General features: G+C 72.9%; 16 protein-coding genes. 4 read left to right on the top strand and 12 right to left on the bottom strand.

Annotation, left to right across the window (positions count from 1 at the left end; genetic code table 11):
• Nucleotides 1-80: 80 nt before the first annotated feature.
• From trpC to ACL03H_RS20825, 3 genes are all read right to left on the bottom strand, one after another.
• Nucleotides 81-893: an indole-3-glycerol phosphate synthase TrpC gene (trpC, locus tag ACL03H_RS20835; RefSeq protein WP_412812971.1), complete on the bottom strand. Its 813-nt coding sequence runs from the start codon at nucleotides 891-893 to the stop codon at nucleotides 81-83.
• A 278-nt stretch (nucleotides 894-1,171) separates the two neighbouring features.
• Nucleotides 1,172-1,774, bottom strand: coding sequence for a Trp biosynthesis-associated membrane protein (locus tag ACL03H_RS20830; protein WP_412812970.1), 603 nt, complete (start codon nucleotides 1,772-1,774; stop codon nucleotides 1,172-1,174).
• The gene (locus tag ACL03H_RS20825) at nucleotides 1,771-3,348 is read right to left on the bottom strand and encodes an anthranilate synthase component I (RefSeq protein WP_412812969.1); all 1,578 of its coding nucleotides are present in this window, start codon (nucleotides 3,346-3,348) and stop codon (nucleotides 1,771-1,773) included. Before ACL03H_RS20825 ends, ACL03H_RS20830 begins: the two co-directional genes overlap by 4 nt.
• Before the next feature lie 98 nt (nucleotides 3,349-3,446).
• Between ACL03H_RS20825 and ACL03H_RS20820 the strand changes: the two genes are divergently transcribed.
• Entirely contained in the window at nucleotides 3,447-4,082 is a 636-nt protein-coding gene (locus tag ACL03H_RS20820; protein WP_412812968.1) for a TetR/AcrR family transcriptional regulator, read from the top strand.
• Nucleotides 4,083-4,088: 6 nt separating this feature from the next.
• Here ACL03H_RS20820 and hisI read toward each other — a convergent pair whose 3' ends face one another.
• The 7 genes from hisI to ACL03H_RS20785 are packed head-to-tail and all read right to left on the bottom strand — an operon-like array spanning nucleotide 4,089 to nucleotide 8,538.
• On the bottom strand, nucleotides 4,089-4,439 hold the full coding sequence (hisI, locus tag ACL03H_RS20815) for a phosphoribosyl-AMP cyclohydrolase (protein ID WP_412812967.1): 351 nt from the start codon (nucleotides 4,437-4,439) through the stop codon (nucleotides 4,089-4,091).
• Nucleotides 4,436-5,209 carry an imidazole glycerol phosphate synthase subunit HisF gene (gene hisF / locus ACL03H_RS20810; protein WP_412812966.1) on the bottom strand — a complete coding sequence of 258 codons (774 nt, stop codon included), beginning with the start codon at nucleotides 5,207-5,209 and terminating at the stop codon, nucleotides 4,436-4,438. Before hisF ends, hisI begins: the two co-directional genes overlap by 4 nt.
• A gap of 47 nt (nucleotides 5,210-5,256) precedes the next feature.
• Entirely contained in the window at nucleotides 5,257-5,988 is a 732-nt protein-coding gene (gene priA / locus ACL03H_RS20805) for a bifunctional 1-(5-phosphoribosyl)-5-((5-phosphoribosylamino)methylideneamino)imidazole-4-carboxamide isomerase/phosphoribosylanthranilate isomerase PriA (RefSeq protein ID WP_412812965.1), read from the bottom strand.
• Between the two features lie 54 nt (nucleotides 5,989-6,042).
• A complete protein-coding gene (locus ACL03H_RS20800) occupies nucleotides 6,043-6,243 on the bottom strand; it encodes a hypothetical protein (protein WP_412812964.1) in 201 nt (66 codons plus the stop codon).
• 1 nt (nucleotide 6,244) lies between these two features.
• The gene (gene hisH / locus ACL03H_RS20795; RefSeq protein ID WP_412812963.1) at nucleotides 6,245-6,874 is read right to left on the bottom strand and encodes an imidazole glycerol phosphate synthase subunit HisH; all 630 of its coding nucleotides are present in this window, start codon (nucleotides 6,872-6,874) and stop codon (nucleotides 6,245-6,247) included.
• 9 nt (nucleotides 6,875-6,883) lie between these two features.
• Nucleotides 6,884-7,828: a transketolase family protein gene (locus tag ACL03H_RS20790; RefSeq protein WP_412812962.1), complete on the bottom strand. Its 945-nt coding sequence runs from the start codon at nucleotides 7,826-7,828 to the stop codon at nucleotides 6,884-6,886.
• Complete coding sequence (locus ACL03H_RS20785; protein ID WP_412812961.1) at nucleotides 7,825-8,538, bottom strand: thiamine pyrophosphate-dependent enzyme; 714 nt, start codon at nucleotides 8,536-8,538, stop codon at nucleotides 7,825-7,827. Before ACL03H_RS20785 ends, ACL03H_RS20790 begins: the two co-directional genes overlap by 4 nt.
• Before the next feature lie 78 nt (nucleotides 8,539-8,616).
• Between ACL03H_RS20785 and soxR the strand changes: the two genes are divergently transcribed.
• Nucleotides 8,617-9,075, top strand: a complete 459-nt coding sequence (soxR, locus tag ACL03H_RS20780; RefSeq protein WP_412812960.1) for a redox-sensitive transcriptional activator SoxR — start codon at nucleotides 8,617-8,619, stop codon at nucleotides 9,073-9,075.
• 8 nt (nucleotides 9,076-9,083) lie between these two features.
• Here the strand turns inward: soxR and ACL03H_RS20775 are convergent, their stop codons facing one another.
• Complete coding sequence (locus ACL03H_RS20775; RefSeq protein ID WP_412812959.1) at nucleotides 9,084-9,758, bottom strand: response regulator; 675 nt, start codon at nucleotides 9,756-9,758, stop codon at nucleotides 9,084-9,086.
• A complete protein-coding gene (locus ACL03H_RS20770) occupies nucleotides 9,755-11,386 on the bottom strand; it encodes a sensor histidine kinase (protein ID WP_412812958.1) in 1,632 nt (543 codons plus the stop codon). Before ACL03H_RS20770 ends, ACL03H_RS20775 begins: the two co-directional genes overlap by 4 nt.
• 156 nt (nucleotides 11,387-11,542) lie before the next feature.
• Here ACL03H_RS20770 and ACL03H_RS20765 point away from each other — a divergent pair, with 156 nt between their 5' ends.
• Together ACL03H_RS20765 and ACL03H_RS20760 are read left to right on the top strand one after the other, a co-directional pair.
• Nucleotides 11,543-12,922 (top strand): cation:dicarboxylate symporter family transporter, encoded by a 1,380-nt coding sequence (locus ACL03H_RS20765; RefSeq protein WP_412812957.1) that lies wholly within the window; start codon nucleotides 11,543-11,545, stop codon nucleotides 12,920-12,922.
• Between the two features lie 52 nt (nucleotides 12,923-12,974).
• A complete protein-coding gene (locus ACL03H_RS20760; protein WP_412812956.1) occupies nucleotides 12,975-13,904 on the top strand; it encodes a CE1 family esterase in 930 nt (309 codons plus the stop codon).
• Nucleotides 13,905-13,942: the final 38 nt, after the last annotated feature.

Here is a 13,942-nt window from a genome sequence, read left to right as displayed (position 1 = left end):
CGCCACACCATCCCGTCCCCGGGTTCCCGACACCACCGCCCCGACACCGGGAAGCGGTGCCGGGGCGGCGGAGCGGAACCTCAGCGGCTCGGTCGCGGGCAGGCCGGATGCGAACCGGCCGTCACCAGCTGGGTGACCGCGACCCGCGGGTTGTCGCTGGTCACCAGCCCCTCCCCGACGAGCACGGCGTCCGCGCCCGACCCGGCGTAGGCCATCAGATCGCTCGGGCCGCGCACCCCGGACTCCGCCACCTTGAGCACGTCCGGCGGCAACCCCGGCGCGATCCGCCCGAACACCTCCCGGTCCACCTCCAGGGTGTGCAGGTTGCGCGCGTTGATGCCGATGACCTTCGCCCCGGCCTCCAGCGCGCGGTCCGCCTCCTCCGCGGTGTGCACCTCGATCAGGGCGGTCATGCCCAGCGACTCGACCCGGTCCAGCAGGGCCTCCAGCGCGTTCTGCTCCAGCGCCGCCACGATCAGCAGCACCATGTCCGCGCCGTGCGCGCGGGCCTCGTGCACCTGGTACGGGCTCACGATGAAGTCCTTGCGCAGCAGCGGCGTGCCGCTCACCTTCGCCCGCACCGAGTCGAAGTCCGCCAGCGAACCGCCGAAGCGGCGCTGCTCGGTCAGCACGCTGATCACCCGCGCGCCCGCCTCCGAGTAGTCCCGGGCCAGGTCAGCGGGCTCACCGATCTCCGCGAGCTCGCCCTTGGACGGGCTGCGGCGCTTCACCTCCGCGATCACCCCGACGCCCGGCGCGCGCAGGGCCGCGAGAACGTCGTGCGCTGGTGGAGCAGCCGCGGACCGCTGCTTGATCTCGTCGAACGAAACGGCGGACTCGCGGGAGGCCATGTCCTCGCGAACGCCCTCGATGATGGTTTCCAGAACGCTCACCCGAACACCTCGTCACGTGTGCCCCGAACACTCGCCCGCAGGTCTCGAACACCGTCTTCAACGCAGACGATCGCCTTGCGCTCGATCACGACACTCCCCTTCCCGCCGTGCCGTTCGCATGGCCGATGCTAACCCCGCGCGGTGCGGCCTCCGCCCAAGGGGTCGGTACAACGTCCCTGCACAGCAAGGACCTTCGTCCCTTGCCGACTCCCATCGCGGGACCTCCACCGCCGGGCGGAGGCACCCGCACCGGTGCCGGGACCACGGGGCGTGCGCGGCTAGCGCTCGTCCGTCGGGTCCGCTCCCTCGTCCAGGGCATCCCAGAGCCTTTTGTCCGGATCGGTCGACTTCGGCCGCTCCGCGCCCGGCGCGGAGTACTTCGCCCCCATCGCGGGCATCCGGGTCGCGCGCAGCGCGACCAGGAGACCGGCGCCGACCAGAGCCAGCGCGGCCAGCAGCACCAGGGCGGGCCCGTGCGGCGAGCGCACCAGCTCCCCGACCGGCTCGGCCCCCGCGGGCGCGCCCGGCGGGGTGGCGTCCGCAGCGGGCCCCGCCAGCCACGACACCACCCGCCAGCCCAACAGCACCCCGCCGAGCATCGTCAGCGCGCCCACCGCGCGCCGCAACCAGCCCCCGGTGGCCAGCACCGCCGCCACCGCCGCCAGCGCGGCCAGCGCCAGCGGCACCAGCTCCGGACGCACCTGACCGCCCGTGGCCGCCGCGGTCACGTCACCCGAGAACGAGGTCCGGTAGGGGCGGGAGGACCAGGTCAGCGCGCTCGCCCACCACAGCAGGCCCGCGCCCGCCACCAGCAGCAGCACGACCACCCACAGCAGCCGCGCCGAGCGCGCCCGAGATCGGTCGACCGGTGCGGTGCTCACACCCGCCCCGCCACGTCCGGCTCGCTCCGCGGCTCCTCCCGCGCGGCCGGAGGACGCAGCGTCTCCGCCGTGGCGACCGCGTTGAGGACCGCGCGGGCCTTGTTCAGCGTCTCCTGGTCCTCGGCCACCGGATCCGAGTCCGCGACGATGCCGCCGCCCGCCTGCACGTAGGCCACCCCGTCGCGCACCAGGGCGGTGCGGATCGCGATGGCCGTGTCCGCGTCGCCGGCGAAGTCCAGGTAGCCCACCACACCGCCGTACTGGGCGCGGCGCGTCGGCTCCAGCTCCTCGATCAGCTCCAGGGCGCGCGGCTTCGGGGCACCCGACAAGGTGCCCGCCGGGAAGCACGCCGCGACCGCGTCGATCGCCGCCCGATCCTCGGCCAGGCCGCCCGTCACCGTGGAGACCAGGTGCATCACGTGGCTGTAGCGCTCGATGCGGAAGAACTCCACGACGTGCACGGACCCCGGTCGGCACACCCGGCCCAGGTCGTTGCGGCCCAGGTCGACGAGCATCAGGTGCTCGGCCCGCTCCTTCTCGTCGCCGAGCAGCTCCTTCTCCAGCCGGACGTCCTCGTCCTCGTCCGCCCCGCGCCAGCGGGTTCCCGCGATCGGATGTGTGGTCGCCTGGCCGTCGCGGACCGTCACCAGCGACTCCGGACTCGATCCCACGATGTCGAACGGCGCTCCGCCGTCCGGGTCCGAGAGCCGCAGCAGGTACATGTACGGGCTCGGGTTCGTCGTCCGCAGCACGCGGTAGACGTCCAGCGCGTCGGCGCTCGTCTCCATCTCGAAGCGCTGCGAGACGACCACCTGGAAGGCCTCGCCGGCGCGGATGGACTCCTTGGCCGACTCCACCGCCCGGTAGTGCTCCTCGGGGGTGCGGCGGCGGGTGAAGTCCGGCTTCGGACGGGAGAACGCGGCCACCGTCGGCTCGGCCGGGGTGCACAGCCGCTCCGTCATCTCGTCGAGCCTGCGCACCGCGTCGTCGTAGGCGGCGTCCACCCGGTCGGAGCAGTCGTCCCAGTTCACCGCGTTGGCGATGAGCGTGATCGTCCCCTCGTGGTGGTCCAGCGCGGCCAGGTCCGTGGCCAGCAGCATCACCAGCTCCGGGATCCGCAGGTCGTCCTCGGTGAGCTCCGGCAGCCGCTCCAGGCGCCGCACCGCGTCGTAACCCAGGTAGCCGACCATGCCACCGGTCAGCGGCGGCAGCCCGGGCAGCGGGTCGGTGCGCAGCAGCCGCAGCGTCTCGCGCAGCGCCTCCAGCGGATCACCACCCGTCGGCAACCCCACCGGCGGCGTGCCCGTCCAGCAGGCCTCGCCGTCCCGGACGGTCAGCGCAGCCGCGCTGCGCACCCCGATGAACGACCAGCGCGACCAGGAACGGCCGTTCTCCGCGGACTCGAACAGGAACGTGCCCGCCCGGTCGTTCGCCAGCTTCCGGTACACCCCCACCGGGGTCTCGTCGTCCGCCAGGAGCCGCCGCACCACGGGAATGACCCGTCGCCCGGCGGCGAGCTCGCGGAACTCCGCGCGGGCCGGGGTGATGCAGCCGATGTCGCCGTCGCCAACCATGCCGACATTGTGCCGACACCACCTATATCGCGTCGCAGCGGTCAGGCCCGCGCGGCGGATTTTGCGGCCGGGCCCCACCGGCCGGAAGGATGACGGAGGTGAACGGCACCCCTGGCCAGGACGGCACCGGCGACGAGGCACCGAAGCGGCGCGGCCGCAGACCCGGCGGGCAGGACACCCGCGCGGCACTGATCGAAGCCGCCCGGGAGGTCTTCGCCGAGTCCGGCTACAACGACGCCACGGTGCGGACCATCGCCACCCGCGCCGGGGTGGACCCGGCCATGGTCAACCACTGGTTCGGCGGCAAGGAGGCCCTGTTCACCGCGGCCGTGCAGATCCCGGTGGACCCCGCCGAGGTGCTCCCGGAGCTGCTGGCCGGCGACCCGGAACGGCTCGCGGAGCGGATCCTGCGACGGTTCCTGCTCGCCTGGGACGAGGCCGGGGGCGGGGCGTTCGCCGCGCTCGTGCGCAGCGTCGCCTCCCATCGCACGGCCGTGCGCCTGCTCCGCGAGTTCGTCGCGATCGTCGTCATCGACCGGCTCGCGCGAGCGCTGGAGGTGGACCGGCCCGAGCTGCGGGCCTCGCTGGCCGCCTCGCAGCTCGTCGGCCTCGGGATGGCGCGCTACGTGGTGCGGCTGGAACCGCTGGCCTCCGCCGACCACGACACCGTGGTGGCCGTCATCGGGCCCAACCTGCAGCACTACCTCACCGGTGCGCTCGCCGCGCCGGAATGACCCGGATCAGACCTCGGCGGCGAGCAGCGGGTCCGCGTCGAAGCAGGTGCGATCGCCGGTGTGGCAGGCGCCGTCGACCTGGTCGACGACCACCAGCACGGTGTCGCCGTCGCAGTCCAGCCGCACCTCGTGCACCCGCTGCACGTGCCCCGAGGTCTCACCCTTCAGCCAGAGCTGCCGCCTGCTCCGGGAGTAGTAGGTGCCGCGCCGGGTCGTCAGCGTGCGGTGCAGCGCCTCGTCGTCCATCCACGCCATCATCAGCACCTCGCCGGTGCCGCGCTGCTGGACGACCGCCGCCACCAGGCCGTCCGCGGTGCGCTTGAGCCGGGCGGCGATCGCCGGGTCGAGCCCGCTCATCGGACCGTGATCCCTTCCGCGCGCAGCGCCGCCTTGACCTCGCCGATCCGCAGCTGGCCGAAGTGGAAGACGCTCGCGGCCAGCACGGCGTCCGCCCCGGCGCGCACGGCCGGGGCGAAGTGCTCGACCGCCCCGGCACCACCGCTGGCGATCAGCGGCACCCGCACCCGGGCCCGCACCGCCTCGATCAGCTCCAGGTCGAAACCGGCCTTGGTGCCGTCGGCGTCCATCGAGTTGAGCAGGATCTCGCCCACGCCGAGCTCCTGGGCCCGCTCCGCCCACTCCACGGCGCAGATGCCGGTGCCGCGCCTGCCGCCGTGCGTGGTGACCTCGAAACCGGACGCGGTGGGCGTCTCCCCCGCGGGCACCCGGCGGGCGTCGGCGGAGAGCACGACGCACTGGGCGCCGAACCGGCGGGAGGACTCCCGCAGCAGCTCCGGGCGCGCGATCGCGGCGGTGTTCACGCTGACCTTGTCCGCGCCCGCGCGCAGCAGCCGGTCGATGTCGTCGGGCGTGCGCACCCCGCCGCCCACGGTCAGCGGGATGAACACCTGCTCCGCGGTGCGGCGCACCACCTCGAAAGTGGTCTCCCGGTCCGAGGAGGACGCGGTCACGTCCAGGAAGGTGAGCTCGTCGGCGCCCTCGGCGTCGTAGGTCTCGGCCAGCTCCACGGGATCACCCGCGTCAACCAGGTCCGTGAAGTTGACACCCTTGACGACCCGCCCGGCGTCCACGTCCAGGCAGGGGATCACTCGTACCGCGACGCCCATGCCTCCAGCCTAGCCACGGGCCGGTCGCGGTCCGGTGCGCGGTCCGATCAGGACACCGCGGCGAGGGCCTGCTCCAAGGTGAAGTTGCCCGCGTACAGGGCCTTGCCCACGATCGACCCCTCCACGCCCAGCGGAGCCAGCTCCGCCAGCGCCCGCAGGTCGTCCACGCTGGACACGCCGCCGGAGGCGACGACGGGGGCATCGGTGCGGGCGCACACCTCGCGCAGCAGCTCGACGTTCGGCCCCTGCAAGGTGCCGTCCTTGCTCACGTCGGTGACGACGTAGCGGCGGCAACCGGCGGCGTCCAGCCGGGCCAGCACCTCCCACAGGTCACCGCCGTCCCGGGTCCACCCCCGCGCGGCGAGGCGGTGGCCCTGCTCGGTGATGCGCACGTCCAAGCCCACCGCGACCTGCTCGCCGTGCTCGGCGACGATCCGGTCCGCCCACGCCGGGTCCTCCAGCGCCGCGGTGCCCAGGTTGACCCGGTCGCAGCCGGTGTCCAGCGCGGCCTTGAGCGACGCGTCGTCGCGGATGCCCCCGGAGAGCTCCACCCGCACGTCGAGGCGCCGCACCACGTCGGCCAGCAGCTCCCGGTTGGAGCCGCGGCCGAAGGCGGCGTCGAGGTCGACCAGGTGGATCCACTCGGCGCCGGCCCGCTGCCAGGCCAGCGCGGCCTCCAGCGGATCCCCGTAGGAGGTCTCGGTACCGGCCGCACCTCGAACCAGGCGGACCGCCTGGCCTCCGGCCACGTCAACAGCGGGAAGAAGCGTGAAAGTCACCCGTTCATCCTAGGATCCGCCGTCTCGGCCGGTGCGCTCGGCACCGGCATCGGGTCAGCGGTTCCGGTGCGAGCCGCGGGAGGCGGCCACGATCGGCACCAGCAGCGCCAGCAGGGTCACCACCAGGATCAGCCAGCCCGGAACACCGGCCTGCACCAGGTAGGTGGAGCTGAATCCGGCGATCACGCCGATCGCGAGCAGCAGCGCCACGACGCGCGCCGCGCCCCTCGGGTGCATCAGACCGTGGCGGCGCACCTCAGAGCGTCCCGAGCCAGTTGCGCAGCAGGCGAGCCCCGGCCGCCCCGGACTTCTCCGGGTGGAACTGGGTGGCCGACAGCGGTCCGTGCTCCACGGCGGCGATGAACGGTTCGCCGTGCTCCGCCCAGGTGACCTTCGCCGGGGCGATCGTCCCCGAACCCGGCTGCTCCCAGCGACGCGCGGCGAACGAGTGCACGAAGTAGAACCGGGTCCCCGGGTCCATGCCCTCGAACAGCACCGAGCCGGCCGGGGCGGTGACCTCGTTCCATCCCATGTGCGGCAGCACCTCGGCCCGGAGTCGCTCCACGTCGCCCGGCCACTGGCCGCAACCGTCGGCCTGCACGCCGTGCTCGACCCCGCGCTCGAACAGCACCTGCATCCCCACGCAGATGCCCAGCACCGGCCGGTCCCCGGCCAGGCGCTGATCGATGATCTTGTCCCCCCCGGCGGCGAGCAGACCTTCCATGCAGGCCGCGAAGGCACCGACACCGGGAACCACGAGCCCGTCGGCCTCGACGGCGGCGTGCGCGTCCGAAGTCACCCGCACGTCCGCGCCGGCGTGCTCCAGGGCGCGTTCAGCGGATCGCAGGTTGCCGGAGCCATAGTCCAGTACGACGACGCGTGCCACGAGGCCAGGCTACCGGCCGTCCAGAACGAGGAATCGCCGGATCGCCCCCGCCAGCCCGGCTGCGTCCAGGCCGTGCGCGGCATCGTGCTCGGCGGCGGTCCCGTAGGCGCGCAGTTCGGCGTCCCGGGCCACGCCGAGCCCGAGCACGCGGTGCGGCAGATCGGTCAGCGCGCCGCTCACCGCCGCGGTGGAGGTGTCCCGCAGGCAGGGCTCCACCAGCACCACGTCCGGCACCGCCGCCAGCGCCGCGGACCGCAACGCCGCCCCGTCGAACGGTCGCACCGTCGAGGCGTACAGCACCGTCACGTCCAGCGACCCGGTCGCGGCCAGCACGGGGCGCAGCATCGGCCCCACCGCGAGCACCACCCCCGCGCTCCCCCGCCGCACCACCTGGAAACCCCGTCCGGCGGGGAGCGGGAACTCGTTGGTGCGCTCGCTCATCCGCAGGTAGGCCAGCCCGTCGGCGAGCAGCTCGCCGCGCAGCAGCTCGGCGAACTCGGCGGGGTGGCCGGGCACGTGCACCGCCCAGCCCGGCAGCGCGTCCAGCAGCGCGACGTCCCCCGGGGCCATGTGGGTGCGGCCCGCTGCCGGGTAGTCGTAGGAGGCGCCGGTGCTCACCAGCACCGCGCCGACGCCCTGGTGGTTGAGGTCCAGCTTGAGCTGCTCGAACGGACGCTCCACCAGGAACGGGGCGATGGAGTGCACCACCGGCCGCATTCCGGTCAGCGCCAGCCCACCGGCGACGCCGATCAGCGCCTGCTCCCGGATGCCGACGTTGAGCACCCGGTGCGGGTGGCGGGACGCGGCGGCGGCGAACCGGTCAGCGGAGATGTCGGCGAGCACCACGGCCAGCCGGGGATCCACGTCCAGGGCGGCCCCGACGATCTCGGTGAACTGCTCGCGCATCGGCGGCGCCGGGGCTCCAGCGGGCGCGGTGGGACGGACGGCGGTCATGCGGACTCCTTCGGCTCGACGCGGGCGATCACCGCGAGCGGCTGGCGGGGGCGGGTGTCGGTGAGGGCGCGGTGCAGGGCGTCGTGGTCCCGGCCGTCGACGGTGCGCGCGGCCCAGCCCTCGCGGGCGAAGCGCTCGTCGAGACCGCCCGGCCAGCCGAGCGTCGCCGAGGCGTTGTCCACGACGACGGCGGTCAGCGAACCCAGCCCGAGCCGGCCCGCGACCGCGATCGCCTCGTGGTTGCTGCCCTCGTCGAGCTCGGCGTCGCCGAGCAGCACCACGACGCGGGGGCGGTGCAGGCCCTGGGCTCGGAGGCCGAGCGCGGTTCCCAGCGCCAGCGGCAACCCGTGGCCGAGGGAACCGCTGCCGATCTCCACCCCGGGCACCAGCACCCGGTCCGGGTGCTGGCCGAGTCGCGAGTCGAAGCGGCTCCAGCCGTCGAGCTCCGCCGGGTCGAAGAAGCCCTTCGCCGCGAGCACCGCGTAGTAGGCCATCGGACCGTGGCCCTTGGACAGCAGGAAGCGGTCGCGGTGCGGGTCGTCCGGCCTGTCCGGGTCGACCGCGAGCACGCGGTCGTAGAGCACCTCCAGCACGTCGGCGGTGGAGGTCGCCGCGGGCGAGTGCTTCTCGTCGCCGGACATCCGGGCCAGGAGGGCGGTCAGGTCCGGCCGGTCCGGAACTCCGCGCGGGGCGGCGGCTGAGGTCGTCATGCGGACAGCCTGGAACTTCGAGCGCGCTCCAAGTCAAGGACCGGTAGTTCAGGTGAACTCCAGGGTTACCGTGGGGGCATGTCCACGCTCCCGCCCCTGCTCACCATCGGCGAAGTGGCGCACCGCAGCGGAGTCGCCCCGACCGCGCTGCGGTTCTACGAGCAGCGCGGTCTCATCACCTCCACCCGCACCAGCGGCAACCAGCGCCGCTTCGAACGCGCCGTGCTGCGCAGGCTCGCGTTCATCCGCGCCGCCCAGCGGGTCGGGCTCAGCCTCGACCAGGTCGCCGAGGCGCTCTCCACCCTGCCCACCGACCACGCCCCCGGCCAAGCCGACTGGAGCAGGCTGTCCCGCTCGTGGCGCGACGAGCTCGACGCGCGCATCGACGGCCTGCAGCGGCTCCGGGACCGGCTCACCGACTGCATCGGCTGCGGCTGCCTGTCGCTGCGCACCTGCGGTCTCAACAACGCCGAGGACCGGATGGCCGAGCTCGGTCCCGGCGCGCCCGTGCTGCGGCCCGCGGCGGATCAGAGCTGAGCACCGGGCTACCCGTCCCAGCGGTAGAACATCTCCGGCCTGCCCACCCCGCCGTAACGCGGATCGCGGCGGGCCATCCCGTTGTCCACCAGGTACTCCAGGTAGCGCCGGGCCGTCACCCGGGACACCCCGGCCAACTCCCCCACCGCACCCGCGGCCGCGCCCTCCCGGTGCGAGCGCAACGCCGAGACCACCGCGGCCAGCGTCTCCTCCCCCATGCCCTTCGGCAGGGACGCGCGGTCGACACCGCGCAGCGTGGAGAAGGCGCGGTCGATCTCGCTCTGCCCGCTGGCCTCGCGATCGTGACCGAGGCTCTCCCGGAACCGGGCGTAGTGCTCCAGCTTCTCCCGCATCGCGGCGAAGGTGAACGGCTTCAGCAGGTACTGCACCACGCCGCTGGCGACCGAGGCGCGCACCACCTTCAGATCGCGCGCCGAGGTCACCGCGATCACGTCGGTGCCGCTGCCGGCGGTCCGCAGCGCCCGCGCCACCGACAACCCGTCCACGTCCGGCAGCCGCAGGTCCAGCAGCACGAGGTCCACCGAGGTGTGCTCCAGGAAGCGCAGCGCCTCCTGGCCGGTGCGGGCCCGGCCCGCGACCGCGAACCCCTCCACCCGGTTCACGTACAGCTCGTGCGCCTCGCCCGCCACCGGGTCGTCCTCCACCACCAGAACCGAGATCACGACGACACCTCGGGCAGCGGGATCCGGACCGCGAACACCGCGCCGCGCTCCCCGCCGACCTCGACCTCGCCGCCGTAGCGCCGCACGCTCTGCCCCACCAGGGCCAAGCCCAGGCCGCGGCCCGGCCGCTTCGTCGACCAGCCGCGGGTGAACACCGCACTGGCCACCTCCGGGTCCACGCCCGGGCCGTTGTCGGCGACCACGACGGACAGCTCCCGCTCCGCGGAGCGAACGCTCACCTCCACCCGGGGTGACGGCACGTCGAAGGTCGCCTCCACGGCGTTGTCGATCAGATTCCCCAGGATCGTCACCAGGTCGCGCGCACCGACGTGCTCCAGCGCCCGGTCGTCCACGGCGCTGTCCTCGGTCAGCACGACCTCCACGCCGCGCTCCCGCGCTTCGGCGCTCTTGCCCAGCAGCACCGCCGCGAGCACCGGTTCGCGCACCGCCTCCACCACTCGATCGGTCAAGTGCTGGGCGACCTTCAGCTCCGAGGTCGCGAAGGCCACGGCCTCCTCCACCCTGCCCAGCTCGATCAGGGAGACCACCGCGTGCAGCCGGTTCGCCGACTCGTGCGCCTGCGAGCGCAACGACTCGGAGAACCCGCGCATCGAATCCAGTTCCCCCGTCAACGCCTGCAACTCGGTGTGGTCCCGCAAGGTCACCACGCTGCCCAGGTCCCGGCCACCGCTGCGCACCGCGGACCCGTTCACCAGCAGCACCCGGTCATCCGTCACGTGCACCTCGTCGCGCACCGGACGGCGGGACGCCAACGCGTCCACCAGCGTTCCCGGGAACCCGAGCTCGGCGAGGTTCGTGCCCGTCACCTCGGCGGGATCCGAACCGAGCAGCACCGCCGCTCCGTCGTTGCACAACGTCACCTCCCCGGTCGGCGCCACCAGCAGCAGTCCCTCGCGGACCGCGTGCAAGATCGCGTCGTGGTACTCGTACATCCGGCTCAGCTCCCCCGGGGTCAAGCCGTGGGTGTGCCTGCGCAACCGGGCCGCCACCAGGTAACTAGCCACGCCTCCGAACAGCAGCGCGACCGCGCCCACCCCGGCCAGCACGAGGATCTGCCCGCTGAGCTCGGCGGTCAGCACCCGAACCGTGATGCCCACCGCCACCAGCGCGCGCACCCGGCCCACGTCGTCGAACACGGGGACGACCACCCGCACCGACGGACCGAGCGTGCCCGCGAAGGTCTCGGTGAGCACCCGGCCCCGCTGCGCCTCGGCGATGTTGCCCAGGAACGGCCGTCCGATCAAGGCCGGGTTCGGGTGCGTGTAGCGGATCCCGGACGGATCCATGATCGTGATGAAGGCGACGCCGGTCGACGCGCGAGTCCGCTCCGCCAGCGGCTGCAGCACCCGCGACGGGTCATCGCCCGTCACCGCGGCCACCACCTCGGGCTCCACCGCGAGGGTGCCCGCCACGCCGGCGACCTCGTCCGCCGCGGCCTGCGCGGTGCGCCGCTGCGCGTCCAGGTAACCCAGCGCGACCCCGGCCAGCACGACGAGGGCCACGACCACGACCTGCAGCACGAACAACTGCGCGGCGAGACTGGTCCGGCGGAACTGGGAGGCGCCGGTCCGGGGCACCCGGAACTGCGAAAGCCGGAACTGGGACATGACGTTGTTGTTGCTCCCGCATGAACTCAATGAACACAACCGTGACGGTCACCACCTGCGAGTCCGATAGTCTCCCCGACGTCCTCGTGATCCAAGACACGACCGAATGAGTGAGCACCGACCGGTGTGATCGGTACACCCCGTAGGAGTTGACCCGTGGCAAGCAAAGACGCTGCACCCGAGGCCGCCGGTGCACCGCCGAGGAAGCGGGACCGCACCCACTTCCTCTACATCTTCGTCATCGTGGCGGTCCTGGCCGGCATCGCGGTCGGGTTCGCGTTCCCGGACTTCGCCACCTCGCTGAAACCGCTGGGCACCGGCTTCGTCTCCCTCATCAAGATGATGATCTCGCCGGTGATCTTCTGCACCATCGTGCTCGGCGTCGGCGGCGTCCGGCAGGCGGCGAAGGTCGGCAAGGTCGGCGGGCTCGCTCTCGGCTACTTCATGGTGATGTCCTTCGTCGCGCTCGTCGTCGGACTCCTCGTCGGCAACATCCTGCACCCGGGCGAGGGCCTCCAGCTCACCGAGGAGCTGCGCGCCAGCGGGGGCGAGCAGGCCTCCGGCGAGGCGGAAGGCCTCACCGGCTTCCTGCTCGGCATCATCCCGAACACGCTGGTCTCCGCCCTCACCGAGGGCGAGGTGCTGCAGACCCTGCTGGTCGCGCTGCTCGCGGGCTTCGCGCTCCAGTCGCTCGGCGACAAGGGCACCCCGATCCTGCGCGGGATCGAGCACGTCCAGCGGCTCGTGTTCAAGATCCTCGCGATGGTCATGTGGGCGGCCCCGATCGGCGCGTTCGGCGCCATCGCCGCCGTGGTCGGCGCGACCGGCGTGGACGCGCTCAAGGGCCTCGGCATCATCATGTTCGGCTTCTACACGACCTGCGTGCTGTTCATCTTCCTCGTGCTCGGACCACTGCTGTGGGCGTTCGCGCGGGTCAACGTGTTCAAGCTGCTGGGCTACCTCGGGCGCGAGTTCCTGCTGATCCTGTCCACCTCCTCGTCGGAGGCGGCGCTGCCGCGGCTGATCGCGAAGCTCGAGCACCTCGGCGTCAGCAAGCCCGTGGTCGGCATCACCGTGCCCACCGGGTACTCGTTCAACCTGGACGGCACCGCGATCTACCTGACGATGGCCTCGCTGTTCATCGCCTCCGCAATGGGTGAACCTCTCGCCCTCGGCGAGCAGATCTCGCTGCTGGTGTTCATGATCATTGCGTCGAAGGGCGCCGCGGGCGTCAGCGGCGCCGGGCTCGCCACACTCGCGGGCGGCCTGCAGTCGCACCGCCCCGAGCTCGTCGACGGCGTGGGGCTCATCGTCGGCATCGACCGGTTCATGTCGGAGGCCCGCGCGCTGACCAACTTCGCGGGCAACGCGATCGCCACCGTGATCATCGGAGCCTGGACCAAGGAGATCGACCGGGAGCAGATGCAGCGGGTGTTCGCGAAGGAATCGCCCTTCAACGAGAAGAGCTTCGTCGACGAGGAGGACGGCTCCGCCACCAGCGGACCGGAGCCGGAACCGGCCGCGGCCACCCGATGAGAACCGCGCGGACGTCGTGATGCGGCGGACCGCGCCGAGACAGGAGTCGAAGATGCACAGAGCAGTGCTGAGCCTGCTGGTAGCCCTCGGCGCGGTCGCCGCCACCGCCGCGCCCGCCCACGCCGCCCCCACCCCCGAGCGGCACTCGCCGCGCGGTGGCTGCGGGGCGGACCCCGCCGTCGAACCGGGCACCACCACCGCGCAGCGGGTCACCTCCGGCGGGCTGACCCGCGAATACCTGGTGCACCTGCCCGAGGACTACGACTCGCGGCACCCGCTGCCGGTGGTGCTGTCCTTCCACGGGCACGGCCGCACCGCCGAATACCAGGAGGAGCTGTCCCGCTTCTCCGAAGAGGACGCGATCGCCGTCTACCCGCAGGGGCTCATCGGCACCGACGGCAAGAGCGCGTGGCAGGGCGCGCCGTACTCGGCGGACGCTGACGACGTCCGGTTCACCGAAGACCTGCTCGACCGCGTGCGGGCCGACTTCTGCACCGACCAGGACCGGATCTACGCGGCGGGCAAGTCCAACGGCGGCGGGTTCACCAACGTCCTCGCCTGCCGCCTCGGCGACCGCATCGCCGCGTTCGCCCCGGTCGCGGGCGCCTACTACCCGCAGAGCGGCGAGTGCTCGCCCGACGAACCGGTGCCGATGATCTCGTTCCACGGCACGGCGGACGCCACCATCCCCTACGAGGGCAATCCGACCAAGGGCCTGCCCGCCATCCCGGACTGGCTGGACGGGTGGGCCGAGCGTGACCGGTGCGACTCGGACCCGGTCACCGAGCACCCCGGGAACCGGGTGACCCGGCAGGAGTGGACGGACTGCGCGGGCCGTGGCGAGCTCGTGCACTACCGGATCGACGAACTGGGTCACGACTGGCCCAGCCGCTCCTCCAACCCGGATTCCGACGAGCCGACCGTCATCGACGCCACGCCGCTGATCTGGGAGTTCTTCCAGGACCACCCGAAGGACTCCTGACCGGCGCCACCAGGACTTCGCCTGGCTGCTGTCACTCC

This window comes from Saccharopolyspora antibiotica (assembly GCF_047200635.1).
Classification (GTDB): domain Bacteria; phylum Actinomycetota; class Actinomycetes; order Mycobacteriales; family Pseudonocardiaceae; genus Saccharopolyspora_C.
This window is presented reverse-complemented; position numbering and strand designations above follow the sequence as displayed.

Bases quoted from the DNA above. Each gene is read 5' to 3' on its own strand.
- ACL03H_RS20825 (WP_412812969.1), bottom strand. From the start codon at position 3,348: ATGGTTGGCGACGGCGACATCGGCTGCATCACCCCGGCCCGCGCGGAG.
- hisI (WP_412812967.1), bottom strand. From the start codon at position 4,439: ATGAGCGGGCTCGACCCGGCGATCGCCGCCCGGCTCAAGCGCACCGCG.
- hisF (WP_412812966.1), bottom strand. From the start codon at position 5,209: ATGGGCGTCGCGGTACGAGTGATCCCCTGCCTGGACGTGGACGCCGGG.
- ACL03H_RS20790 (WP_412812962.1), bottom strand. From the start codon at position 7,828: ATGACCGCCGTCCGTCCCACCGCGCCCGCTGGAGCCCCGGCGCCGCCG.
- ACL03H_RS20785 (WP_412812961.1), bottom strand. From the start codon at position 8,538: ATGACGACCTCAGCCGCCGCCCCGCGCGGAGTTCCGGACCGGCCGGAC.
- soxR (WP_412812960.1), top strand. From the start codon at position 8,617: ATGTCCACGCTCCCGCCCCTGCTCACCATCGGCGAAGTGGCGCACCGC.
- ACL03H_RS20770 (WP_412812958.1), bottom strand. From the start codon at position 11,386: ATGTCCCAGTTCCGGCTTTCGCAGTTCCGGGTGCCCCGGACCGGCGCC.
- ACL03H_RS20760 (WP_412812956.1), top strand. From the start codon at position 12,975: ATGCACAGAGCAGTGCTGAGCCTGCTGGTAGCCCTCGGCGCGGTCGCC.